At 68.5% G+C, this 22551-nt stretch carries 21 protein-coding genes; 9 read left to right on the forward strand and 12 right to left on the reverse strand.

The window, feature by feature from the left end; all coding sequences use genetic code 11:
• Window positions 1–16 precede the first annotated feature (16 nt).
• Window positions 17–694 (forward strand): helix-turn-helix transcriptional regulator, encoded by a 678-nt coding sequence (locus tag ACNJ7K_RS04940; RefSeq protein WP_487041296.1) that lies wholly within the window; start codon window positions 17–19, stop codon window positions 692–694.
• Between the two features lie 74 nt (window positions 695–768).
• Here the strand turns inward: ACNJ7K_RS04940 and lpdA are convergent, their stop codons facing one another.
• From lpdA to ACNJ7K_RS04965, 5 genes are all read right to left on the reverse strand, one after another.
• Window positions 769–2172: a dihydrolipoyl dehydrogenase gene (lpdA, locus tag ACNJ7K_RS04945; RefSeq protein WP_059384716.1), complete on the reverse strand. Its 1404-nt coding sequence runs from the start codon at window positions 2170–2172 to the stop codon at window positions 769–771.
• A 108-nt stretch (window positions 2173–2280) separates the two neighbouring features.
• Window positions 2281–2919: a response regulator gene (locus ACNJ7K_RS04950; protein WP_192378512.1), complete on the reverse strand. Its 639-nt coding sequence runs from the start codon at window positions 2917–2919 to the stop codon at window positions 2281–2283.
• Window positions 2916–4151 carry a sensor histidine kinase gene (locus ACNJ7K_RS04955; RefSeq protein ID WP_258258904.1) on the reverse strand — a complete coding sequence of 412 codons (1236 nt, stop codon included), beginning with the start codon at window positions 4149–4151 and terminating at the stop codon, window positions 2916–2918. Before ACNJ7K_RS04955 ends, ACNJ7K_RS04950 begins: the two co-directional genes overlap by 4 nt.
• 26 nt (window positions 4152–4177) lie before the next feature.
• Window positions 4178–4978 carry an ABC transporter permease gene (locus tag ACNJ7K_RS04960; RefSeq protein WP_363886693.1) on the reverse strand — a complete coding sequence of 267 codons (801 nt, stop codon included), beginning with the start codon at window positions 4976–4978 and terminating at the stop codon, window positions 4178–4180.
• A complete protein-coding gene (locus ACNJ7K_RS04965) occupies window positions 4975–5883 on the reverse strand; it encodes an ABC transporter ATP-binding protein (protein WP_174246997.1) in 909 nt (302 codons plus the stop codon). Before ACNJ7K_RS04965 ends, ACNJ7K_RS04960 begins: the two co-directional genes overlap by 4 nt.
• Window positions 5884–6064: 181 nt before the next feature.
• On the opposite strand from ACNJ7K_RS04965, the gene ACNJ7K_RS04970 reads away from it, so the two are divergent.
• Window positions 6065–6355: a hypothetical protein gene (locus tag ACNJ7K_RS04970; protein ID WP_455409385.1), complete on the forward strand. Its 291-nt coding sequence runs from the start codon at window positions 6065–6067 to the stop codon at window positions 6353–6355.
• Between the two features lie 37 nt (window positions 6356–6392).
• On the opposite strand, the gene ACNJ7K_RS04975 is transcribed toward ACNJ7K_RS04970, so the two are convergent.
• Window positions 6393–7238: an SDR family oxidoreductase gene (locus ACNJ7K_RS04975; protein WP_487041297.1), complete on the reverse strand. Its 846-nt coding sequence runs from the start codon at window positions 7236–7238 to the stop codon at window positions 6393–6395.
• Between the two features lie 30 nt (window positions 7239–7268).
• Window positions 7269–8603 carry a condensation/DUF1298 domains-containing protein gene (locus tag ACNJ7K_RS04980; protein ID WP_487041298.1) on the reverse strand — a complete coding sequence of 445 codons (1335 nt, stop codon included), beginning with the start codon at window positions 8601–8603 and terminating at the stop codon, window positions 7269–7271.
• Between ACNJ7K_RS04980 and ACNJ7K_RS04985 the strand changes: the two genes are divergently transcribed.
• Window positions 8602–10620: a prolyl oligopeptidase family serine peptidase gene (locus ACNJ7K_RS04985; RefSeq protein WP_455409387.1), complete on the forward strand. Its 2019-nt coding sequence runs from the start codon at window positions 8602–8604 to the stop codon at window positions 10618–10620. The two genes, ACNJ7K_RS04980 and ACNJ7K_RS04985, sit on opposite strands and share 2 nt — an antisense overlap.
• A 52-nt stretch (window positions 10621–10672) precedes the next feature.
• On the opposite strand, the gene ACNJ7K_RS04990 is transcribed toward ACNJ7K_RS04985, so the two are convergent.
• Complete coding sequence (locus ACNJ7K_RS04990) at window positions 10673–11677, reverse strand: LacI family DNA-binding transcriptional regulator (RefSeq protein WP_120280132.1); 1005 nt, start codon at window positions 11675–11677, stop codon at window positions 10673–10675.
• A gap of 100 nt (window positions 11678–11777) precedes the next feature.
• Here ACNJ7K_RS04990 and ACNJ7K_RS04995 point away from each other — a divergent pair, with 100 nt between their 5' ends.
• From ACNJ7K_RS04995 to ACNJ7K_RS05010, 4 genes are read left to right on the forward strand one after another with little or no spacing between them, the layout of a single operon-like run.
• On the forward strand, window positions 11778–13136 hold the full coding sequence (locus tag ACNJ7K_RS04995; RefSeq protein ID WP_159417694.1) for an MFS transporter: 1359 nt from the start codon (window positions 11778–11780) through the stop codon (window positions 13134–13136).
• Window positions 13133–13603 (forward strand): type II 3-dehydroquinate dehydratase, encoded by a 471-nt coding sequence (aroQ, locus tag ACNJ7K_RS05000; protein ID WP_159417693.1) that lies wholly within the window; start codon window positions 13133–13135, stop codon window positions 13601–13603. Before ACNJ7K_RS04995 ends, aroQ begins: the two co-directional genes overlap by 4 nt.
• Complete coding sequence (locus tag ACNJ7K_RS05005; RefSeq protein WP_019291127.1) at window positions 13600–14466, forward strand: shikimate dehydrogenase; 867 nt, start codon at window positions 13600–13602, stop codon at window positions 14464–14466. The genes aroQ and ACNJ7K_RS05005 overlap by 4 nt, the downstream gene beginning before the upstream one ends.
• A complete protein-coding gene (locus tag ACNJ7K_RS05010) occupies window positions 14466–16295 on the forward strand; it encodes a bifunctional sugar phosphate isomerase/epimerase/4-hydroxyphenylpyruvate dioxygenase family protein (protein WP_487041299.1) in 1830 nt (609 codons plus the stop codon). Before ACNJ7K_RS05005 ends, ACNJ7K_RS05010 begins: the two co-directional genes overlap by 1 nt.
• Here the strand turns inward: ACNJ7K_RS05010 and ACNJ7K_RS05015 are convergent.
• Window positions 16281–17138: an alpha/beta hydrolase family protein gene (locus tag ACNJ7K_RS05015; RefSeq protein WP_487041300.1), complete on the reverse strand. Its 858-nt coding sequence runs from the start codon at window positions 17136–17138 to the stop codon at window positions 16281–16283. The genes ACNJ7K_RS05010 and ACNJ7K_RS05015 overlap by 15 nt on opposite strands.
• A 168-nt stretch (window positions 17139–17306) precedes the next feature.
• Here ACNJ7K_RS05015 and ACNJ7K_RS05020 point away from each other — a divergent pair, with 168 nt between their 5' ends.
• On the forward strand, window positions 17307–17648 hold the full coding sequence (locus tag ACNJ7K_RS05020; protein WP_120280138.1) for a hypothetical protein: 342 nt from the start codon (window positions 17307–17309) through the stop codon (window positions 17646–17648).
• Between the two features lie 13 nt (window positions 17649–17661).
• Here the strand turns inward: ACNJ7K_RS05020 and ACNJ7K_RS05025 are convergent, their stop codons facing one another.
• The gene (locus ACNJ7K_RS05025) at window positions 17662–18510 is read right to left on the reverse strand and encodes an NADPH-dependent oxidoreductase (protein WP_268654359.1); all 849 of its coding nucleotides are present in this window, start codon (window positions 18508–18510) and stop codon (window positions 17662–17664) included.
• Window positions 18511–18707: 197 nt separating this feature from the next.
• On the opposite strand from ACNJ7K_RS05025, the gene ACNJ7K_RS05030 reads away from it, so the two are divergent.
• Window positions 18708–18911 (forward strand): PspC domain-containing protein, encoded by a 204-nt coding sequence (locus ACNJ7K_RS05030; RefSeq protein WP_006553621.1) that lies wholly within the window; start codon window positions 18708–18710, stop codon window positions 18909–18911.
• Window positions 18912–19528: 617 nt separating this feature from the next.
• Here ACNJ7K_RS05030 and ACNJ7K_RS05035 read toward each other — a convergent pair.
• Together ACNJ7K_RS05035 and groL are read right to left on the reverse strand one after the other, a co-directional pair.
• Complete coding sequence (locus ACNJ7K_RS05035; protein WP_487041301.1) at window positions 19529–20548, reverse strand: alpha/beta hydrolase; 1020 nt, start codon at window positions 20546–20548, stop codon at window positions 19529–19531.
• Window positions 20549–20837: 289 nt separating this feature from the next.
• On the reverse strand, window positions 20838–22463 hold the full coding sequence (gene groL, locus ACNJ7K_RS05040; RefSeq protein WP_016932760.1) for a chaperonin GroEL: 1626 nt from the start codon (window positions 22461–22463) through the stop codon (window positions 20838–20840).
• Window positions 22464–22551: the final 88 nt, after the last annotated feature.

A 22551-nucleotide genomic window follows, 5' to 3' on the forward strand; every position in this document is an offset into this window, starting at 1 on the left:
CGACGGGAGAGCGGACTTGGCACGGCAGGTGAAGCAACGCGAGCGGATTCTCGGACTGTTGCGGGAGTCCTCGGGCCCGGTCGACGCCCATCACCTCGCCGCCACGCTCGACCTGCACGTCACGACCGTCCGCTTCCATCTCGCAGGCCTCGAGGAAGAAGGTCTCGTCCGCACCCGGCAACTTCCGGCCGAGCGGGTCGGGCGCCCGCGCCTCGGCTACGTCGCGGTGAAGGAACCGTCCTACACCGATCTCGTCGCGCTGCTCGCCGCGCGGATCGGGGGCACCCCGAGCGAGCGCGAGGACAAGGCGTTCGAGGTGGGCTCGGACTGGGCGGGCATGCTCGCCTTGGCACCCGCACCGACCGTCGACGCCGGCACGCTCGTCATCGGCGCTCTGCAGCAGTTGGGTTTCGAGACGCAGAGCGCGACGAACGCCTTCGGCACCCACAGCCTCACGCTGTGCACGTGCCCGCTCGCGGAGATCGCCCGCACGAATCCCGAAGTGGTGCGCGGCATCCAGCGCGGATTGATCCAGCGCGTCCTCGACGACCACGCCGACCTGCTGCGCAGCCGCTACGCCGTCGACGTCCGGCCCGACCCGCAGGACGGTAACTGTCTCGTGCAGCTGGTGCTGCGCCCGGAGAAGGGCGGAACGACGTCAGCCCGCGACGACGGTCGGGTCGTCACGGGCTGAGCCGGTACATCCGAGCGGGGATCCGCCCACACGGAAGAAGGGTGAACGCGGGGCCTCGGGTCGGCCCCGCATCCTCAGAAGTTGATCATGTGTCCTGCGAGACCGTGGATGGCCTCCTGCAGCGCCTCGCTGAGAGTGGGGTGCGTGTGGACGTTGCGCGCGAGCTCGTTGACCGTGAGGTCCCACTTCTGGGCCAGGGTCAGCTCGGGCAGCAGCTCCGAGACGTCGGGGCCGATGAGGTGGCCGCCGATGAGCTCGCCGTGGGTCTTGTCGGCGATGAGCTTGACGAAGCCGTTGGGATCGCCCAGACCGTGCGCCTTGCCGTTGGCGGTGAACGGGAAGGTCGCGACCTTCACGTCGTAGCCCTCGGCCTTCGCCTGCTCCTCGGTGAGGCCGAAGGAGGCGACCTGCGGCTGGCAGAAGGTCGCGCGCGGCATCATGCGGTAGTCGCCGAGTTCGAGGGTCTCGGCACCGCCGATGGTCTCGGCCGCGACCACGGCCTGCGCCTCCGCGACGTGCGCGAGCTGCAGCTTCGCGGTGACATCGCCGATGGCGTAGATGCCCTTGACGTTGGTGCGCATGCGCTCGTCGATCGCGATGGCACCGCGGTCGGTGAGCTCGACGCCGGTGTTCTCGAGGCCGTAGCCCTCGACGCGCGGCGCGAAGCCGACCGACTGCAGCACCTTGTCGACCGTGACGGTCTCGACGTTGCCGGACTTGTTGTCCTTGATCTCGACGGTCACCTTCGAGCCGTCGTCCGAGATCTTCTGCACAGCGGCACCGGTCTTGATGGTGATGCCGAGCTTCTTGTACGCCTTGGCGATCTCCTTGGAGACGTCGGCGTCCTCGTTGGGCAGTGCGCGGTCGAGGAACTCGACGATGGTGACGTCGACCCCGTAGTTCTTCAGGACGTAGCCGAACTCCATGCCGATGGCACCGGCACCGACGATGACGATGGATTCGGGAAGATCGCGGGTGAGGATCTGCTCCTCGTAGGTGACGACGTTGTCGCTGAGCTCGGTGCCCGGCAGCAGCTTGGTGACGGAACCGGTGGCGATGATGACGTTGTCGAAGGTCACCTGTTCGGTGCCGCCCTTGGTGAGGGCCACCTCGATGGTCTTGGCGTCGACGAACGAGCCCTTACCGTCGTATTCGGTGATCTTGTTCTTCTTCATGAGGAAGTGCACGCCCTTGGTGCGCCCGTCCGCGACCTTGCGGCTGCGGTCGTAGGCGGCACCGAAGTCGAAGGACACGTCTCCCGAGATGCCGAAGGTCTTGGCCTCTTTGTTGAAGAGATGTGCCAGCTCGGCGTTGCGGAGAAGCGCCTTCGAGGGGATGCAGCCGACGTTCAGGCAGACACCACCCCAGTACTTCTGCTCGATGATGGCGGTGCTCAGTCCCAGCTGTGCCGCGCGGATAGCAGCGACGTACCCACCGGGACCGGCTCCGAGGACAACGACGTCATAGTGTGAGGTCACGGATATACAGGGTAGTCCCGCCCGATTCCGGTGTCTGCCGATGGTCCGGTTACCGGCCGGTAGCTACCGGATCCGGTAATCGGCCGTGTATCGGCGCACGGCGTTCGGCTAACCCAGGATCCCCCGGTCGTAGGCGGCTGCGACCGCCGCTGCCCTGTCCTTCACCTCGAGCTTCGCGAAGACGTGGGCCAGGTGGGTCTTCACGGTCGCCTCGCTGACGAACAGTTCCTGGGCGATGGCCCGGTTCGAGGTGCCCTTCGCGACGAGCGCCAGCACCTCACGCTCCCGGGCGCTGAGCGTCTGCGGGACGGTGGGTGTCCGCATGCGGTTCATCAACCGCGACGCGACCACCGGCGACAACACCGCCCGCCCCTCCGCCGCGGCCCGCACCCCGGCGAACAGGTCGTCGCGCAGAGCGTCCTTGAGCAGGTAGCCGGTCGCGCCGGCCTCGATCGCGGGAACGGTGTCGGCATCCGTGTCGTAGGTCGTCAGCACCAGGACGTGGCTGCGCGCACCTCGTGTGACGAGCTCGGTGATCGCCTGCACTCCCCCGCCTCCCGGCATCCGCAGGTCCATGAGCACCACATCGGGATCGAGTTCGAGCGTGAGCGCCACGGCCTCCGGACCGGAGGCGGCCTCCCCGACCACGTCGAATTCCGGGGAGGCCGAGAACATCCCGCGCAGGCCGTCCCGCACGACGGGGTGATCGTCGACGATCAGCACGGTGATCTCGCCCCCTCCCCTCACGACACCCTCCCCGCCCTGATCAGCGGCACCCGCACCGAGACTGCGGTCCCCACTCCCGGTTCGGACTCGACGTCCACGACACCGGCGATCCGGTCGGCACGGGATTGCATGCCCCGCAACCCGAATCCGTCGCCCGCGTTCACGGTCGGGTCGAATCCGCACCCGTCGTCCCGGATGTCCACACTCACCTCGTCGTCCATGTACGACACCGTGACACCCGCGCGGCACGCCGAGGAATGCTTCGCGACGTTCGCGAGCGCCTCCTGGGTGATCCGGAACAACGTCACCCCGATGTCGTCGTGCAGCGGTTCCGAGGAACCCGTGACCGTGAGATCGGCTCGGATTCCGTGTTCGGTGGACCATTTCGCCACCTCGTGGGCGAGCGCGTCGTCGAGCGTGCGGTGTTCGAGTACCTCGGGAGCGAGATTGCGCACCGAACGACGGGCGTCGCCGAGGCTGCGTCGGGCGAGGTCCGTCGCCCTCTCGACGTGGCGCCGCGCCGCCTCCGGGTCGGTGGTGTCCTGCGCGGCCTGCAGCTGCGTGACGATCCCGGCCAGGCCTTGGGCGAGGGTGTCGTGGATCTCCGCGGCGAGTCGGCGACGCTCGTCGTCGATCCCCGCTTCCCGAGCGTGGACCAGCAGCTGCGCGTGCAGAGCCTCGTTCTCGGACAGCGCGTTCTCGAGTTGCACGTTGGTGCGTTCGAGTTCGGCGATCGCAGCCAGCCGTTCGAGACTGCGTTGCTCGTCGCGTTCGGCGAGCCTCATCATCAGCATGGAGATCGACGCGTTGAGCACGACGAGGAGCCCGAACGCGATCCACATGGTCGTGTCCTCCGGCGGCAGACCGCCCGCCTGCGAACCCGCCACCGTCACGGCGGTGACGAGCAGCCCGAACCGGATCCAACGGTCCGGCAGCATCGCGTGGGCATCGAAGTAACCGGAGGCCGCGTAGATCGCAAAGAACGGGTTGAGCCAGCTCAGGACGAACGCCAGGGCGGACCGGAGGAGGTAGTAGACCGCGTCGCCCTCCGGCATCGACCGACGGCGACGGCCCCGCCACAGTTCCAGACCCACCGCCACCGCGGTGAGCACCGCTGCCGTGTACCGCTCGGCGGGACTCATCAACAACGTCGCGGTGCCGACGGACAGGACGGTGCCGGTGGCGAGCATCCCCACCGGCGCCCATCTGTAGGTCCGTTGCCACGGATCGTCGGTGGTCGTCGAATCCGTCATGGCTTCCAGGATGACGGTCGACGCGGTCACTGCCAACGGAACCACCGGATCGCCACGCCGGTCAGGACGACGGTCCAGCACACCACGACCGCGAGCCCACCGAGATTCGGCCAGTCGCCCGCGGCGGTCTCGTCGAGCAGTTGCGCTGCGGCACCGAAGGGTGTCAGCTCCACGATCCTCCGCAGCAGCTCGGGCATCGCCTGCACCGGAAGCCACACGCCCGCACTGAACATCAGCGGGAAGAACACGATCGTGCCCAGCGTCTGGGCGATCCGCACCGACGGTGCCACCGCAGCCAGTGTCGCTCCCGCGCTCAGTGCCGCAGCGAGAGTGACGAGTACCGCGAATGCGTATCCCCAGGGCTGGGCGGGGAAGGCGACTCCGAAGGCCGCCCGACCGACGATCAGCGCGAGGACCACCGACGCCAGGACCGCGATCGCGTGCACCACGATCTGTGCGGTCAGCAGGTGCGACGGATTCGCCGGGGTCACGGCGAGCCTGCGGAGGATGCCCCGTTCGCGATACGACGACAACACCGCAGGCATCGTCTGGACACCGGCCACGATCATCGCCACAAGGATCGCCACGGGGACGTACAGATCGATCACCCGCAGACCACCGAGCTCCGGATCCGGTTCCCGGAAACCGGGAATCATCCCGAGGATCACGAGCAACAGCGTGGGGAAGACGAGGATCCAGAAGAGCGCCCCGGGTTCCCGTGTGAACAGTCGTGCCTCGGTACGCAGAACGGCGGTCGAGGCGGACAGCGCCGGGGCGCTCGTCGTCGATGTCTCGACGAGCCGGGTGCGGACGGTCGGGTCGGTCATGACGTGCTCCTGCTGTCGGTGAGATCGAGGTAGGCATCGTCGAGGGTCGCTTCGGCGATGCGGAGGCGTTCGGCCGTGACGCCGAGGCGTCCCAACAGGGCGAGTACCGCGTGGATCGACTCCTCGCTGCCTTCGACGGCCACCCGTTCCCGGGTGGTGTGCACGGAGACGACGCCGGGCAGGGCCTCGAGGAGTGCCTGGTCGAGCGGACCGGACGGGTGGAACGAGACGACGATCGCTGCGGACGATTGCCCGATCAGCTGGGCCGGGGTCCCCAGCGCACGGATGCGCCCGGAATCGAAGACCGCGACACGGTCGCAGAGGCGCTGCGCCTCTTCCATGAAATGGGTGACGAGCAGGACGGTGACGCCGGAATCGCGCACTTCCTCGATCAGTTCCCAGGTATCACGGCGTCCACGCGGGTCGAGTCCGGTGGTGAGCTCGTCGAGGACGACGACGCGCGGTGAACCGATGAGTGCCAGTGCGATGAACAACCGCTGTTTCTGGCCCCCGGACAGTTTCGTGAACCGGGTGTCGAGCATGCGGCCCAGGCCGAGGCGTTCGGCAAGCGCATCACCGTCCGCGGGCCGGGCGTAGAAGGCCGCGTACAGCCGGAGCGCCTCGCGCACGGTCAGTTTCGGTTGCAGCTCGCTCTGCTGCAGCTGCGTGCCGAGCAGTTCGGTGACGGCCCGGTGGTCGCGGACCGGGTCGAGGCCGGCGACGCGGACGGTGCCCTCGTCGGGTTTTCGAAGACCCGAGATGTGTTCGACGGAGGTCGTCTTCCCGGCCCCGTTCGGGCCGAGGATCCCGAATATCTCACCTTCGTGGACTTCGAAGCTCACGCCGTCCACGACGGCGCGACCTCCGTAGGACTTGTGCAGATTGTTCACTTCGACGATCGGCATGCATCGAGCGTCGCGCGGAGTACCGGTCGCGCACATCCTCCGACCGTCGCTATCGGATGTCCCCCGATCGGATGATGGCGAGGGTCGTCCGGGTCGGGCATGATGTCGCCGTGCGTGTTTCCCGTCGAGGCCTACCCGCGCGGCGCGAGGCCGCTCGGGTGTTCGACACGGGAGAACACACATGGAATACAACGCGATGATCGAACTCGACGCCGACCTCGATCGCCTGACCGACGACGAGACCGTCGACCTCATCGAACCGATCGTCCCGCACCACGGGGCGGTGGGCCGCAGCGACAACGGCCGTGCCCAGCTCACGATCACCGTCGACGCCGTCGACGCGATCCATGCCCTGCGGTTCGTGCGCGACCTGATGCAGAACTCGTACCCGTCCTACCGCGTGAACGCAGTGGATGTATTGCCCACCAGCGCGTTCGACGCGATCTACGGATTCGGCGACTACTTCGCCTGATACGGGAGCCCGGTGAGGGTCCGCACTGCGCGGACCCTCACTTGCGGCGCCCGAACCTGCGCATACCGAGCAGGTAACGCGGGATCGACCGGAACGGGACCCGCACCGGCCAGTCGTCGGGACGGAAGTACGCCTCGGTCCCGCCGTCGACCACCACGACGCTGCCCGTCATGAAGTCCGCTGCCGGCGACAGCATGAATTCGACCCACTGCGCGATCTCCTCGGGCTTCCCGAAGCCCCCGAGCGGAACGGGGAAGCTCTCCACTGCCTTCTTGAGCGGGCTCTCGAGTTGCGCGTCGAGCAGCGGGGTGGAGATCGCTCCGGGCGCGAGGATGTTGAGGCGGATGCCGGTACCCGCCCACTGGGGGGTGACCGCGGCGCGTCGCGCCCATCGCGTCACGGCGATCTTCGACGCCGCGTAGGTGAACGGCGGACCCGCCTGCGGGATGCGCGTGGTGCGCGCGACGCCCTTGTCCATGTCGCCGGCGAGGAAGGCCTTCACCGCCGAGTTCGGCACGCCGGGAGTCGTGGTCGTCGAATTGGACCCGAACACCACCACCTTGCTGTTCGCGGAGGCGGCCAGAGCCGCTCGCCAGCCGACGAGCAGGTCGATCACGCCGCGCACGTTGACCTGCGCGATGATCTTCTCCTTGCCGGGGGTGGGGCCCAGGCCCGCGGCGAGCACGGCACCGTCGAGACGGCTGCCTGCCAGCTCGAGCGTGGCCCGGACAGCGTGGGAACGGCCCTCCGGGGTGGACAGGTCCGCCGTGACCTCGGTGTCCTTCAGGTCGATGCCGATCACCGTGTGCCCGGCGGCCCGCAACCGCTCCGCGCTCGCCCGGCCCATTCCCGACGCGGCACCCGTCACCGCATATACCGCCATGTGCCCCTCCATCGTTGGATTCGGGGCACGTTACAGCGAGGCGACCGCCTCGTGCAGCAGGGCGACGTACCGAGCGAGACCTGCCGCGTCGAGGACGTCCGGGGAGGTCGTCACCGACAGGGTCACGGTGTCGCCGATCCCGTGCACGCCGTGGGTGAGTGCCTGCACGGGCGACAGGCCGGGGAAGCCGGAGGTGAACCGCACCCGTCCACCGCCGAGTTCGAGGTCTGCCGGCCCGCGGTCGACGCTCGACACGACGGTGTTGCCCGTGACGGTGGGTGGGACGGCGGACAGGTCGAGGCGGTCGGTACCGAATCGCAGCAGCGGCGCCGGGACGTGGTCGTCGGTGCGGGCCCGGATCGCCATGGCGGGGTGCCGCGCGCGGATCCGCTGCAACGCCAGGTCGGCGGCGATCGCCGCGGCACGTTCGTGCGGGTCGCGGATCGCGCAGTGCAGGTCGACGCCGACATTGCGGTAGCTGTTGCGGGCCGTGCCCGGCGCCACCGCGACCGGCACCTCTGCGGACAGTTCGTCGACGCCGAGGAACTGCGACAGGGCGGCGCCGATCGCGGTGAGCGCGCCGACGGTGACCGTGCCGACGCGGCGCAGATCGACGGCGTCGAACACGAGTGTGCGCACCGTTCGGCGCGGTCCGGGCGCGGTGTTCACGGCGACCAGCGGCCTCCCCGGTGTGGGCTGCGGAATCGACGGGTCGGCGAGCCGACGCTGCGCCTCCACCGCCCGTCGTCCGTCGGCGATCACCCGCGGGATCGAGAAGGACAGCCGCAGGACGGCACGCGCGAGCATCCCGACGGGCGACGGGGCACGCGGCGGTGTCGTGAGTCTCGCGGTGCCCGCCAGCAGGTCGCGGGCGAGCGCCGAGGTGCGCACCCCGTCGGCGAAGGCGTGCGACATCTGCAGGACGACGACGAGGGCGGGACCGTCCCCACGCGGAGCGCCCGTGACCTGCGGGAAGACGTGTAGTCGCCACGGCGAGACGGTGACGTCGACGCGGGTCGCGACGAGACCGGACAGCGCGTCGAGCATCTGTTCGTAGCTGCCGGATTCGTGGACGACGAACCGGTCTTCTGCAGGGGTGCGCGCTGCCCAGTAGGGATAGTCGAGACCCGCGGGTACCTCGACCATCCGTACCTGCAGCTCCCCCATCACCGCGGCCCGCGACCACAGCTCGTCGAGCACGTCGGCGAGCGGAGTCGCGGGGGCGTCGAAACAGTAGAGGGCGAACAGGTCGCCCGGGATACGGTCGCCGAGCCATTCCCGGCGCGCGTCCGACGGATGCATCTGCACGAGGTCACAGTCTGCCTGCCGCCCGAGGCACGTGCGGGGCGGGTATGAATGGATCATGAGCGACGACACGACCGATCCGTACCTGTGGCTCGAGGACGTCACCGGCGAGGAACAACTCGACTGGGTGCGTGCCCGGAACGACCGAACGGTCGAGGAGTACACCCGCACCGAGAGCTTCACCGACCTCGAGTCCCGCATCCGCGAGATCCTCGACACCGACGCCCGTATCCCCTATGCGCGTCGGCGGGGCGAGTACCTCTACAACTACTGGCGGGATGCCGAGCACGTACGCGGCCTGTGGCGTCGCACGACGATGGAGCAGTACCTGCGCGACGAACCCGAATGGGACGTCCTCGTCGACCTCGACGCCGTCGCCGAGGAGGAGGGCGAGAACTGGGTGTGGTCGGGTGCCCAGGTGCTGCGGCCCGATCAGACCCGCGCGCTCATCAGCCTGTCGCGCGGCGGTGCCGATGCGAGCGTGATCCGCGAGTTCGACCTCGTCGAGCGACGATTCGTCTCGGGACCGGACAGTTTCGAACTGCCCGAGGCGAAGACGGACATCGGCTGGATCGACGCCGACACCGTCTACGTGGGGAGCGATTTCGGCGACGGGTCGCTCACCGACTCGGGTTATCCGCGACTCGCGAAGAAATGGCGGCGCGGCACTCCGATCGAGGCGGCCGAGACGGTCTTCGAAGGTGAGCGCACCGATGTCGCCGTCTCCGCCTGGTACGACAACACTCCCGGTTACGAGCGCAGTTTCGTCGACCGCGCGATCGACTTCTACCGGGCGCAGCGTTTCGAACTCACCGAGGACGGCGAACTCGTCGAACTGGATGTTCCCGACGATGCGCGGGTCAGCGTGTACCGCGATCACCTGCTCGTGCGCACCCGCTCCGAATGGCTCGGCCATCCCGCCGGCACGCTGCTCGCCGCGAACTATCCGGCCTTCCTCGCCGGGTCGCGCGAGGTGACGGTGCTGTTCGCCCCAGACGAGCACACCTCGCTCGAGCAGTACGCGTGGACGCAGAACCACCTGCTCGTCGTCACATTGCGCGACGTGCAGACCCGCGTGCGGGTGCTCACCCCGGGTGAGGACGGTTGGTCGGACGAGGAGCTGCCCGGCATCCCCGATGCCACGTCGACCTCGATCATCGACGTCGATCCGCTCGACAGCGACGACTTCTTCCTCAACTCCAGCGGTTTCACGATCCCCGCGACCCTGCTGTCGGGGACGGTCGGCGGCCCGGTGGAGGCGATCAAGCAGGCCCCGTCGTTCTTCGACGCCGAGGGCATCACCGTCGAGCAGTTCTTCGCGACGTCCGACGACGGCACGCAGGTGCCCTATTTCGTGGTCGGCAGCAACACCGGAACCCCGTCGCCCACACTGCTGTACGGATACGGCGGGTTCGAGAACTCGATGGTGCCGGCCTACAGCGGCGGCGTCGGACGGGCGTGGCTCGAGAAGGGCTACACCTACGTCATCGCGAACATCCGTGGTGGCGGCGAGTACGGACCCACCTGGCACACGCAGGCCCTGAAGGAGAACCGGCACAAGGTCTTCGAGGACTTCGCCGCGGTCGCGAAGGATCTCGTCGCCCGTGGGATCACCACGGCCGAGCAGCTCGGCACCCAGGGCGGCAGCAACGGCGGTCTGCTCATGGGCGTGATGCTCACCCGCTATCCCGAACTGTTCGGGGCGATCGTGTGCCAGGTGCCGCTGCTCGACATGAAGCGCTACCACCTGCTGCTCGCCGGTGCGTCGTGGATGGCCGAGTACGGCGACCCCGACAACCCCGCGGAGTGGGAGTTCCTGTCGAAGTACTCGCCGTACCAGAACACCGACCCGGACGCCGACTATCCGCCGATCCTCGTCACCACGTCGACGCGCGACGACCGGGTGCATCCCGGCCATGCGCGGAAGATGGTGGCGCGGCTCGAGGAGCAGGGTCACGAGGTCCGGTACTACGAGAACATCGAGGGCGGCCACGGTGGCGCGGCGGACAACGCCCAGGCGGCGTTCAAGTCGGCGCTGACGTTCACCTTCCTGGCCGACAAGCTCGCGAACCGGTGAACTTCGGGGAGGTCGTGTGCGTTTTCGTCGAGAAACACGCACACAACCTCCCTCATCTCGCCGGTCCGGTGGACTCGCGGACGACGAGCTGCGTCGGGAGTACGAGTTCGTCGGCCACCGCGACCCGCTCGTAGGCCTGCCGGGCGAGCATCTCGATGGCGCGCGCCCCGGCGTCCTCGGTGCGTTCGGCGAGCGTGGTGAGCGACGGCTGGCACAGGTCGGAGCCGAAGATGTTGTCGAAGCCGACCACACTCACGTGCTCCGGCACGGACACCCCGCGTTCCCGCATCCGGCGCAGCACGCCGATGGCGAGCATGTCGTTGTGGCACACCACCGCGGTGGCACCGGCCGCCACGGCGGCGTCGGCCGCGGCGGCACCGCCACCGAGCGTCGGCGAGTAGGGGCCGAAGCGACGCACCGCGATGCCGTGGGCCTGCGCCGCGGCCTGCAGACCGGCCCAGCGTCGCGCTCCCGACCACGACTCGGGCGGACCGCCGAGGAACAGCAACGAGCGGTGCCCGAGCGACGCGAGGTGGTCGACGATCTGCCGCGTTCCCGTCTCGTAATCGGCGACGACGCAGGAGATTCCGCGGATCGCGCGATTCACCAGGGTCACGGCGTCGAGTTCGGCGACGCGCCGCAGTTCGTCGTCGGGCATGCGGGCGGCCGCCAGGACGAAACCGTCGACGGCCGGCCCCAGCCGCCGGATGATGTGCGCTTCGGTGGTCGCGCTCTCCTGGGTGTCGGCGAGGACGAGGGTCCGGCCGGAGGCGACGGCGGCACGTTCGGCCCCTTTGATCACGCCCGAGAAGAAGGGGTTGGTGATGTCGGGGACGAGCAGCGCCAACGTGTTGGTGCGTCCCGATTCGAGGGCGCGGGCGGCGGGGTTGGGTGCATAGCCGAGCCGGTCGGCGACTTCGAGGATGTGGTCGCGGGTGGCGACGTTGACACGACCGGGGTTGGTGAAGGTCCGCGAGACCGTCGACGCCGCGACCCCTGCCTCGCGGGCCACATCGGTGATGGTGGCGCGTTTCCGGGAACGCGGGGAGGCCGACATACGGACAGTATGGCAAAAAATGGCAAACGATTGCCGTGGGCTGCGCCACACCCCTACCGTCCCTGTATCCGATACTGAAGACCCACCCCCGAGGCATCCGATGACTGAAAACACCACCGTGCAGCGCACGCCCCGCAAGGCGGCCCTCGCCGCGTGGAGCGGCAGCGCACTGGAGTACTACGACCTGGCGATCTACGGCACCGCCGCCGCGCTCGTCTTCCCGAAGATCTTCTTCCCGGAGGGCAACCAGGCGGTCGCGACCGTCGCATCGCTCGCAACCTTCGGCGTCGCCTACGTCGCCCGCCCCTTCGGTTCCATCCTGATGGGGCACATCGGCGACCGTTTCGGCCGCAAGCTGATCCTCGTGGGCACGCTGCTGCTCATGGGTGTCTCGACCTTCCTCATCGGCTGCCTGCCGACCTACGGACAGGTCGGCATGCTCGCGCCGATCCTGCTGGTCACTCTGCGACTGCTCCAGGGCCTGTCGGCCGCGGGTGAGCAGGCCGGCGCGAATTCCATGTCGTTCGAACACGCCCCCGACGACAGACGCGGCTTCTTCACCAGCTGGACGCTGAGCGGCACGCAGGGCGGGCAGGTGCTCGCACCGCTGATGTTCCTGCCCGTGATCGCTCTCCTGTCCGAGGAGCAGCTGCAGTCGTGGGGCTGGCGTGTGCCCTTCTGGATCAGCGCCGTGATCGTGCTGGTCGGTTTCCTCATCCGCCGCAGCCTCGACGAGACCCCCGAGTTCCACGCCGAGAAGGCGCACGACGAGGCACCCAAGGCACCGCTCGCCGTGCTCTTCCGCCACCACTGGACCGGCGTCCTGCGCGTCTTCTTCGCAGCCTTCATCGCCATGGTCAACACGGCCTTCCAGGTGTTCGCCCTCAACTTCGCCACGGCCGACGAGTACGGCATCGGCATCAGCGACACCACGATGCTGTGGCTGGCGATCGTCGCCAACATCATCGCCGTGGGCACCATCCCCATGTGGGCCCTGCTGTCCGACCGCATCGGCCGCAAGCCGGTCTTCGTCACCGGCCTGATCGGCAGCGCCGTCATGGTGACGGCCTTCCTGTGGTCGATCTCCCGGGGCGACGTGCCGCTCGTGCTCGTCACCGGCATCCTGCTCGCCGGCGTGATCTACAGCATGCCGAACGCGGTGTGGCCCGCCACCTACGCCGAGTACTTCCCCACCAGCGTCCGCCTGTCGGGCATGGCGATCGGCACCCAGTTCGGCTTCGCGCTCGCCGGCTTCACCCCGGCCATCGCCGGGTCGCTCATGGACGGCAACGCCGACAACTGGTACCGCGTGGCCCTGTTCTGCGTCGGCGCCGTCGCCATCTCGCTGATCGCGGTGGCCACCGGACCGTCCGGAACCCACAAGATCCCCACCCGTGAGATCGGCCTGCTCCCCCACGATCGGAACACCGCGCCGGTCCCCGCCGGAGCGGCATCGTGAGTGTTCGTCCGACGATCGCCGTCCTCAACGGACCCAATCTCAACCTGCTCGGCACGCGTGAACCTCATCTCTACGGCACCGCGACGCTGGCGGACATCGAGAAGTCGTGCCGCCGCACCGCCGACGACCTGGGCTTCGACATCGACTTCCGGCAGAGCAACCACGAGGGCGCCCTCATCGACGCCGTCCACGAACTCCGCGAATCGGCGGCCGGTTTCGTGGTCAACGCCGCGGCCTACACGCACACCTCGGTCGCACTGCACGACGCGCTGGTGACCGTCGCGGCACCGATCGTGGAAGTGCACCTGACCAACGTCCACGCCCGCGAGGAGTTCCGGCACCACTCGTTCGTCGCTCCCGTCGCGAAGGCCGTGATCGCCGGATGCGGCCCTGACGGATACGACTTCGCCGTCCGTCACCTGGCCGCGCTCGCACTCGATACCGAGAAGAAGGAAAGCTCCCGATGACCACCGCAGCGCCCGCACGTACGTCCTTCCTGCTGGGCCTGTTCGGCGCCGGGATCGGCGGTTCGCTCACCCCGGCCATGCAGGAACGGGAAGGCTTCGCCTCGGGACTGAACCTGACCTACCGCCTCGTCGACGCCGAACGTCTCGGCTACGGCGCCGAGAACCTGGCCGAGATGCTCGACTGGGCACAGCGTTTCGGCTTCGACGGGCTCAACATCACGCACCCCTTCAAGCAGGTCGTCATCCCCCTGCTCGACGAGTTGTCCGACGACGCCCACGATCTCGGCGCGGTCAACACCGTGGTGTTCCGCGACGGTCGCGCACTCGGCCGCAATACCGACTGGTCCGGCTGGGGACGTGCGTTCCGCCGCCGGCTGCCCGAGGCCGTCTCCGACCGCGCCGTGCTGGTCGGGGCCGGCGGTGCCGGTTCGGCCGTCGGGTACGCGCTGCTCGAACAGGGCTCCGCGCACGTGTCCATCGTCGACGTCGACGTCGAGAAGGCGCAGGCCTGCGCGACCCGCCTGGCCAAGCGCTTCGGCGACGACCGGGTCCGCGCGACCACCGATCTCGCCGGGGCGCTGGCCTCGGCGCAGGGTCTGGTCAACGCGACCCCCACAGGCATGACCGGCCACCCCGGGCTGCCCGTCCCCGCCGAGCTCGTCCGCGAGGACCTGTGGGTCTCCGACGTCGTGTACTTCCCGCTCGAGACCGAACTGATCCACCTCGCCCGCTCCCGCGGATGCCGCGTGGTACCCGGTGGCGGCATGGCCGTCTTCCAGGCCGTGGGTGCCTTCGAGTACTTCACGGGCGTCGAACCCGACGCCGAACGAATGGTCCGACACTTCGAGGAGCTGACCAGCTGATGCGCCGCGGAATCGCCACCGTCTCGCTCTCCGGTGTTCTCGCCGACAAACTCGACGCGATCGCCGCTGCAGGATTCGACGGGATCGAGATCTTCGACAACGACCTGATCGCGTCGCCGCTGTCACCCGCCGAGGTGGCGCGGCGCTGCGCCGATCTCGGTCTGTCGATCGACCTGTTCCAGCCGATCCGCGACATCGAGGGCGTCGACCCGCGGCGGTTCCCCGACGTCCTGCACCGTGTCCACCGCAAGCTCGAGGTGATGAACGAGCTCGGCGCGACGACCTTCCTGGCGTGCTCGAACGCGCTGCCGACCGCGATCGACGATCCGGGACTGTCCGCCGAACAGTTGCGCGCCGTCGGTGATCTCGCCGCCTCGCACGGGGTCACCTTCGCCTACGAGGCCCTCGCCTGGGGACGTCACGTCAACCGGGTCGGGCAGGCGTGGAATCTCGTCGAACGCGCCGACCACCCGGCCGTGACGCTGGCCGTGGACACCTTCCACATGCTCGCACGCGGCGATGACGGACGCGCCCTGGCCGGTATCCCCGGCGAACGCATCGGCTTCCTGCAGGTCGCCGACGCCCCGGTGCTCGACATGAACGTCCTCGAATGGAGCCGCCACTTCCGGTGCTTCCCGGGGCAGGGCATGCTCGACGTCTCCGGGGTGGTCGCGGCCGTGCTCGACGCCGGTTACGACGGGCCGCTCTCGCTCGAGGTCTTCAGCGACGTGGTGCGCGAAGCGGATCCGCATGTGACCGCGCGCGACGCGATGCGGTCGCTGCTGTTCCTCGAGGACCGGCTCGGTACGCGGGTCACCGGACCCGCACGCGAGAAGGTGACGGTCGCACCGCCGCTTCCGGCGCGGACCGACGCGGCGTTCGTCGAATTCGCCGACCCCGACCGCTCCGATTACCCGGCACTGCTCACCGGACTCGGATTCCACGTCGCCGGTCGGCACCGCAGCAAGCCCGTCGTGTGGTGGCGCAACGGCGGCGCGAACATCGTCCTCAACGAGGAGCCCGCGCCGGGCCCCGCCGCGACCGCGCTGGGTCTCGTCGCCCCCGACGTCGCCGCGGTGGCCGAACGCGCCGCGAGCCTGCTGTGGCCCGCGGTCGACCGCACCCGAGGGGAGGGCGAAGCAGGCCTGCCGGGCATCACCTCCCCCTCCGGACTGCACGTCTTCGTCAGCGCCGAGCCGGGGCAGCCCGACGACTGGCACAACGACTTCGTGTCCGACGATGCCGCGGGCACTTCCGTGGCCGACGAGGGGTGGCTCGGTCTCGACCACGTCGACGTGACGGTCGCGGCGGACGATCTGAACCAGGAGCTGTCGTTCTTCCGCACTCTGTTCGGACTGCGGCCGGAGGACCCCGAGGAGTACATCCAGCCGCAGGGCCGCCTGCGCATCCGCGCACTGCGCGCGGAGAAGGGTGACCTGCGGGTCGCGCTGAACGTCTCCGAGACCGGTGCTGCGCCACAGCCGCACGGCGTGACCCAGCTGGCCTTCGCCACGGCCGACGTCGTCGACGCGGTACGGCACGCACGTGCGCGCGGCGTGGAGTTCCTCCGGCCGCCTGCGAACTACTACGCCGATCTCGACGCGCGGTTCGTGCTCGACCCCGACCTGCTCACCGTCCTGCAGGACAACGGACTGCTCTACGACCGCAACGACGACGGCGGCGAATTCCTGCACGCCTACACACTCCCGGTGCAGGGCGGTTTCCAGGTCGAACTCCTCGAACGGCGCGGCGGCTACACCGGATACGGCTCCCCCAACGCGCACGTCCGGCTCGCCGCTGCTGCCCGCGCAGGATCAGCGGTCGCGTAGCCAGGCCACGATCGTCGCTACGGTGTCGTCGTTGTCGCGGATCCATCCGTTGTGGCCCAGTGCCCGCGGGTTGTGCCACCGGGCGACGTCGGCGGAGGGCAGCTTCTCGAGCAGGTGCTGCGCCGACGCGACCGGGGTGAGGTCGTCGTCTTCGATCGTGATCGACAGGACGGGCAGCGTGAGACGCCCGACCCGTTCCTCGTAGTCGATGTCCGCACCGGCCGGTTCGAACCGGCCGGTGCGGGCCAGTCGCGCCCAGTCGGAGATCAGCACGCGCGACTGCCGGCCGAAACCGGCGACGTCGATGCGGTCGCCGGGCCAGAAACCGGCCACCGCGGCGGTCAGCGACATCGCCGTCGACCCGAGCCACAGTCCCGGTCCGCGGATGCCCGCGTGGTGGCGGTAGTAGGGCGTGCCCGAGGCGACGAGGATCAGTCCGCCGAGTCGGCCGCGGATGCGTGCGGCGTAGAGCACCCCGAGTTGGCCGCCCATGGAGTGGCCGAGCAGGTACGGCGTCGAGTCGAGGAAGCGCTCCCGCACCACCTCGAAGACAGCGGGGAAGTGCGTCGCGACGATCTCGTGGTAGCCGTAGGTGCTGTCGGGTCCGGGCCTCGGACGGCTGTCGCCCTGGCCGGCCAGTTCACAGATCGCCGCGTCGAATCCGTGCTCGGTGATCGCCTGCGCGAACGGCTCGTAGTAACCGGCCGGGATGCCGAGCCCCGGCACGATCACCACGACGACGCGGGAGGCGTCGCGACGTGTCTCGTGCTCGTGGTCGGGTCCCGCGAAGAGGCGCACCGGGGCCGTGGTGCCCCCGGGAAGCTGGATCGGTACGGTCTCCACCGGCCCAGACTAGGCCGATCCGGACGCGGCGGGTGCCGGTTTCCCCAGTGTCCCTGCCACCCCGAGTCCGGAATTCAGGGTCGGGATGGGGGTCGTGCCCGGATGTGCTCGGGCCGGGTCGCGGCGGACGATCGAAATGTCCGGTCCAGCACCCCTTCGGAGGAACCCATGCGTACTCTTGCCACCCGCTCCCGTCTCGCGACCGCAGCCGTCCTGTCGCTCGGCACCACCGCAGTACTGCTCGGAACAGGAACTGCCGCAGCACAACCCGCGCCCGGTGTGGTCGGCATGAGCGAGCAGGCCGCGGTCGCCGTGCTCGCCGCGGAGGGTGTGCCGTACTCGATCGTCAACCGGTCCGGTTCCGCCGGCGGCGACTGCACCGTGACCGCTCAGCGCGACCGGGGATACCGGACCGAGGTCGAGTACGAATACGACAGTGACGACAACGACTTCGATCGTGTCGAACGTCAGGTGTGGCGCGGGGTCGGCCTGACGGTCGTGTGCCGCTGACGACTCCCTGCGGTCAGTCCAGACCGAAACCGCGCTCCCGCAGAGCTTCTCGCATCTGTTCCCTGCTCCCGAGCGCGCCGGGCGACGCGAAGCGCCCGAGTACACGTTCGACCCAGCTCTCCGCCAGACCCTGATCGCGGTAGAAGCCGGAGATCTCCTCCTCGTATGCGGCGAGGCCGGCATCCCGCTCCTCGGTCGAGTACTGCTCGCGATGCAGCACCACATCCTGACCCAAGCGCGGCTTGACCTCCGACTCCACCTCGGGATCGGGACGGCCCACCACCAGCCCGACCACAGCGAAACTGTGGTCGGGCAGAGCCAGTTCTGCGGCCACGTCACGCGGATGGTTGCGGATGGCCCCGATGTAGACGGTGCCGAGACCGAGCGATTCCGCGGCGAGCACCGCATTCTGTGCGGCGAGCGCGGCATCGACCACCCCGAGCAGCGCGGACTCCACGTAGTCGACGTTGACGAGGTCCTTGTCGTGCTGCTCGGCGACCCGCGCCGCGCGGGCGAGGTCGGCCACCCACACGAGCAGCAGTGGAGCGTCACGCACCGCCGGCTGGTTGCCGGCGAGAGTCGCGATCCGGGCGAGCCGGTCGCGGTCGGTGACGGCCACGACGCTCCACAACTGCAGGTTGCTCGAGCTCGCGGCGGAGGAGGCCGCGGCCACGATCGCGCGCAGATCGTCCTCGGAGACGGCCTCGGGAAGGAACTTCCGCACGGAGCGATGCGCCAGTTGGAGAGCGATGACGTCGTTCCACGCGCCGGAACCACCGCGGCCGGCCGCCTGCTCGGCGGCCCGGGTGCCGTACCTGCGGCGCAGTGCGGCGAGCTGTTCGTCCAGGACGACGTCGGTCATGGTGGGAGATCTCCTTCCGATCGGCAGTACCGACGGTCGAGTCTGCCTCCTCGCGTCCCGGCCGCCGAGCATTGCCCTCAGCATGATTTCAGCGTTATCCGGGCCGGCTCGTCCGACCCACCCCGAGACGAAGATCAGGGTGAAGATCCGGGCCGTTCCCGGATGTGCCGAGACCGTTACGGCGACAGGATGGATACATGAACTTCGAGAACCAGGCCCCTCGTCCCTTCACCCGCTCCTCGTCCCAGCGCATGCTCGGTGGTGTGTGCGCCGGACTGGCCGAGTACTTCAACGTCGACCTCAACCTCGTGCGTGCAGGCGCAGTCCTCGCAGCCTTCGTCACGGGCGGCACCGCCGTGTTGCTCTACCTCGCCCTGTGGATGCTGATCCCCGAGAACTGATCCGGGTCACGGGGTCGGCCGAGACGACGACACCCCCGGCGGAGATCCGCCGGGGGTGTCGTATTCCGCTGCGAGGCAGCGGCACAGCTGTTCAGCTCAGCAGGAACTACTGGCCGAGGCCGAGAACGGCACTGCCGGTCTCGAGCAGGGTGCCGAGCAGTTCGGTGCCGCCGAGCAGTTCGAGGGCAGAGCCGATGAGTTCGATGACGTCCATGTGAATCTCCTTCGTCCGATCACATACCGGACGGGTCTCGTCCGATTGCTTTTCGCCTACCCGGAATTCCGATCGGAATTCCGTCGGGCTCGCCTCAATTCTCAACACATTCGACGTGCCTGCGCGACCCGAGAATACGCAAATCGGATGTGATGACATTCACACTTGCAGACAAGCCGGGAAGAGCTCACATACGCCCAGCTCACAGCGTCAAGGAAAGAAAACGGAACGTCCGTACCCAATTATTTCTGTTTGAATTCGACATTTCCGTTCGACCCGATTCATCCCGTTCGCCGACCGATTACGGCGAATCGACCGATCCATCGGTCGAATAACGACCGAAAGAAGATGCCCGATTCGACCGGGATCGAATCGGGCATTTCCGGTGGATCGTCCGGGACCCCTACAGTCCGACCGCCTGCGACAGAAGCGGCCACGAGTTGCGCAGATCGTCCTCCCAGTAGTCCCAGGAGTGCGTACCCGCCGGACGCAGGTCGATCCGGGCGGGGATGTCCAACTCCTCGAGTCGCTGGGCCATCCGCCGGGTGCAGTGGTGGACCGCCGCCTCGATGCTGCCGCCGACGACCACCTGCCCGACGAGCCCGATCGGGTCGTTGTTCACCGACCGCGATCCGAGCCGCTCGTACTGCCCGGGCAGACCCGAACCCGACGAGATGTACAGGTCGATACCGCGGAGCTTCTCGGCCTGGAGGTAGGGATCGTTCTCGATCCAGGCCGGATCACCGACCGGGCCCCACATGTTCTCGGGGTCGCCACCCTTGACGCGTACGACGGCCTGCACGTAGGACTGCCCCAGCGGCGTGCTCGTCTCGGCGCATCCGCTGTACGCCCCGACCGCCTCGTACAGCTCGGGGGCCGTCGTGGCGAGGCCGAGCACCGACGTCCCCGACATCGACAGACCCGCAATCGCGTTGCGTCCCGACGTCCCGAACTCCGTGTCGATGACCGGCGGGAGTTCGTGCGTCAGGAAGGTCGTCCACATGTTACGGCCGAGCGCGGGATCGTCGTTGCGCCAATCGGTGTAGTAGCTGTAGCCGCCGAGGAGCGGCGTGACGACGTTGATGTTCTTGTCCGAGAAGAAGTTCTCGACGTCGGTCTGCTTCTCCCAGGTGGCGATTCCCTGCCCGCCTCCCGAGCCGTTGAGCAGGTAGAGGGTGGGGCGCGGTTCGCTCGCGTCGGCGGGCGTCCGGACCCGGAGGGGGATCACCTTGTCCATCGACGGCGAGTAGACGTTCGCGATGACGGTGCGGTCGCTCTCGCGCTCGACAGAGGTCAGCTCCCCCACCGGTCGCTGATCGTCGGCTTCCACCGGCTGCGCGAGAGCACCACCGGGAGCCGCGAGGACCATCGACGTTCCCATCGCCACCGTGAGCAGTACCCGCCGTAACCAGGACGACCGCATATTCTCTTCCCCTCGTCGATCCGTCTGTCTGCGCACCTCGGACCGGTTGCGGATCGGTACGAACCTCCGGAACCGGATGAAGTGACACTTTCGTGACATTCATCGTCCGCGGAGCGCGTTTCGTAACGAATATGTGATCGTTCGGTACGGGAGGCCGGAACGATCGGGGAAGAGCACGAGGCCCGACCCCACCGGAGTGGGATCGGGCCTCGTGTGGCTCAGGGGCGGATCAGAAGTCCTCTCCGCCCGCAGGGGCGGATCAGAAGTCCTCTCCGCCCGCAGGGGCGGATCAGAAGTCCATGCCGCCCATGCCGCCGGTCGGGTCGCCCGCGGGAGCGGCGGCCTTCTCCGGCTTGTCGGCGACGACGGCCTCGGTCGTCAGGAACAGAGCCGCGATCGACGCAGCGTTCTGCAGCGCCGAGCGGGTGACCTTGACCGGGTCGTTGATGCCCGCTTCGAGCAGGTCCTCGTAGTCGCCGGTCGCAGCGTTGAGGCCGTGGCCGGCCTCGAGGTTGCGGACCTTCTCGGCGACGACGCCGGGCTCGAGGCCGGCGTTGAAGGCGATCTGCTTCAGCGGCGCCTCGAGAGCGACCTTGACGATGTTGGCACCCGTGGCCTCGTCGCCCTCGAGCTTGAGGTCGTCGAGAACCGGAGCGGCCTGCAGCAGGGCCACGCCACCACCGGCGACGATGCCCTCTTCGACGGCAGCCTTCGCGTTGCGGACGGCGTCCTCGATGCGGTGCTTGCGCTCCTTGAGCTCGACCTCGGTCGCGGCACCGGCCTTGATGACGGCGACGCCGCCGGCCAGCTTCGCGAGGCGCTCCTGCAGCTTCTCGCGGTCGTAGTCCGAATCCGACGCCTCGATCTCGGCGCGGATCTGGTTGACGCGACCGGCGATGGCGTCGGGATCGCCCGCGCCCTCGACGATGGTGGTCTCGTCCTTGGTGACGACGACCTTGCGGGCCTGGCCGAGCAGCTCGATGCCGGCGGTCTCGAGGGAGAGGCCGACCTCTTCGCTGACGACCTCGCCACCGGTGAGGATGGCGATGTCGGCGAGCTGGGCCTTGCGGCGGTCACCGAAGCCCGGAGCCTTGACGGCAACCGACTTGAAGGTGCCGCGGATCTTGTTGAGGACCAGGGTGGACAGAGCCTCACCCTCGACGTCCTCGGCGATGATCAGCAGCGGCTTGCCCGACTGGATGACCTTCTCGAGCAGCGGCAGCAGGTCCTTGACCGTGGAGATCTTGGAGCTGACGAGCAGGATGTAGGGATCCTCGAGCACGGCCTCCTGACGCTCTGCGTCGGTGGCGAAGTAGAGGGAGATGTAGCCCTTGTCGAAGCGCATGCCCTCGGTCAGCTCGAGCTGGAGGCCGAAGGTGTTGGACTCCTCGACGGTGATGACGCCTTCCTTGCCCACCTTGTCGATGGCCTCGGCGATGAGCTCACCGATCGCGGGGTCGCCGGCGGAGATGCCTGCGGTGGCGGCGATCTGCTCCTTGGTCTCGACCTCCTTGGCGGTGTCGAGCAGCTTGGCGGTGACGGCCTCGACGGCCTTCTCGATGCCGCGCTTCAGGCCGAGGGGGTTGGCGCCCGCAGCAACGTTGCGCAGACCCTCGCGGACGAGCGCCTGGGCGAGCACGGTAGCGGTGGTGGTGCCGTCACCCGCGACGTCGTCGGTCTTCTTGGCAACTTCCTTGACCAGCTCGGCGCCGATCTTCTCGTACGGATCCTCGAGCTCGATCTCCTTGGCGATGGACACACCATCGTTGGTGATCGTGGGGGCGCCCCACTTCTTCTCGAGAACGACGTTGCGACCCTTGGGGCCCAACGTCACCTTGACTGCGTCGGCGAGGCTGTTGAGGCCCCGCTCGAGGCCGCGACGGGCCTCTTCGTCGAACGCGATGATCTTGGCCATTGCGAAGTGATCCTCCGGGTATGGGGGTGACACCGGAGCGATCGCTCGTCGGATCGCTCCATGTACGCCTTCGGCCGGAAGCAGTGCC

The organism is Rhodococcus shunpengi, from assembly GCF_048381395.1.
Taxonomy (GTDB): domain Bacteria; phylum Actinomycetota; class Actinomycetes; order Mycobacteriales; family Mycobacteriaceae; genus Rhodococcus.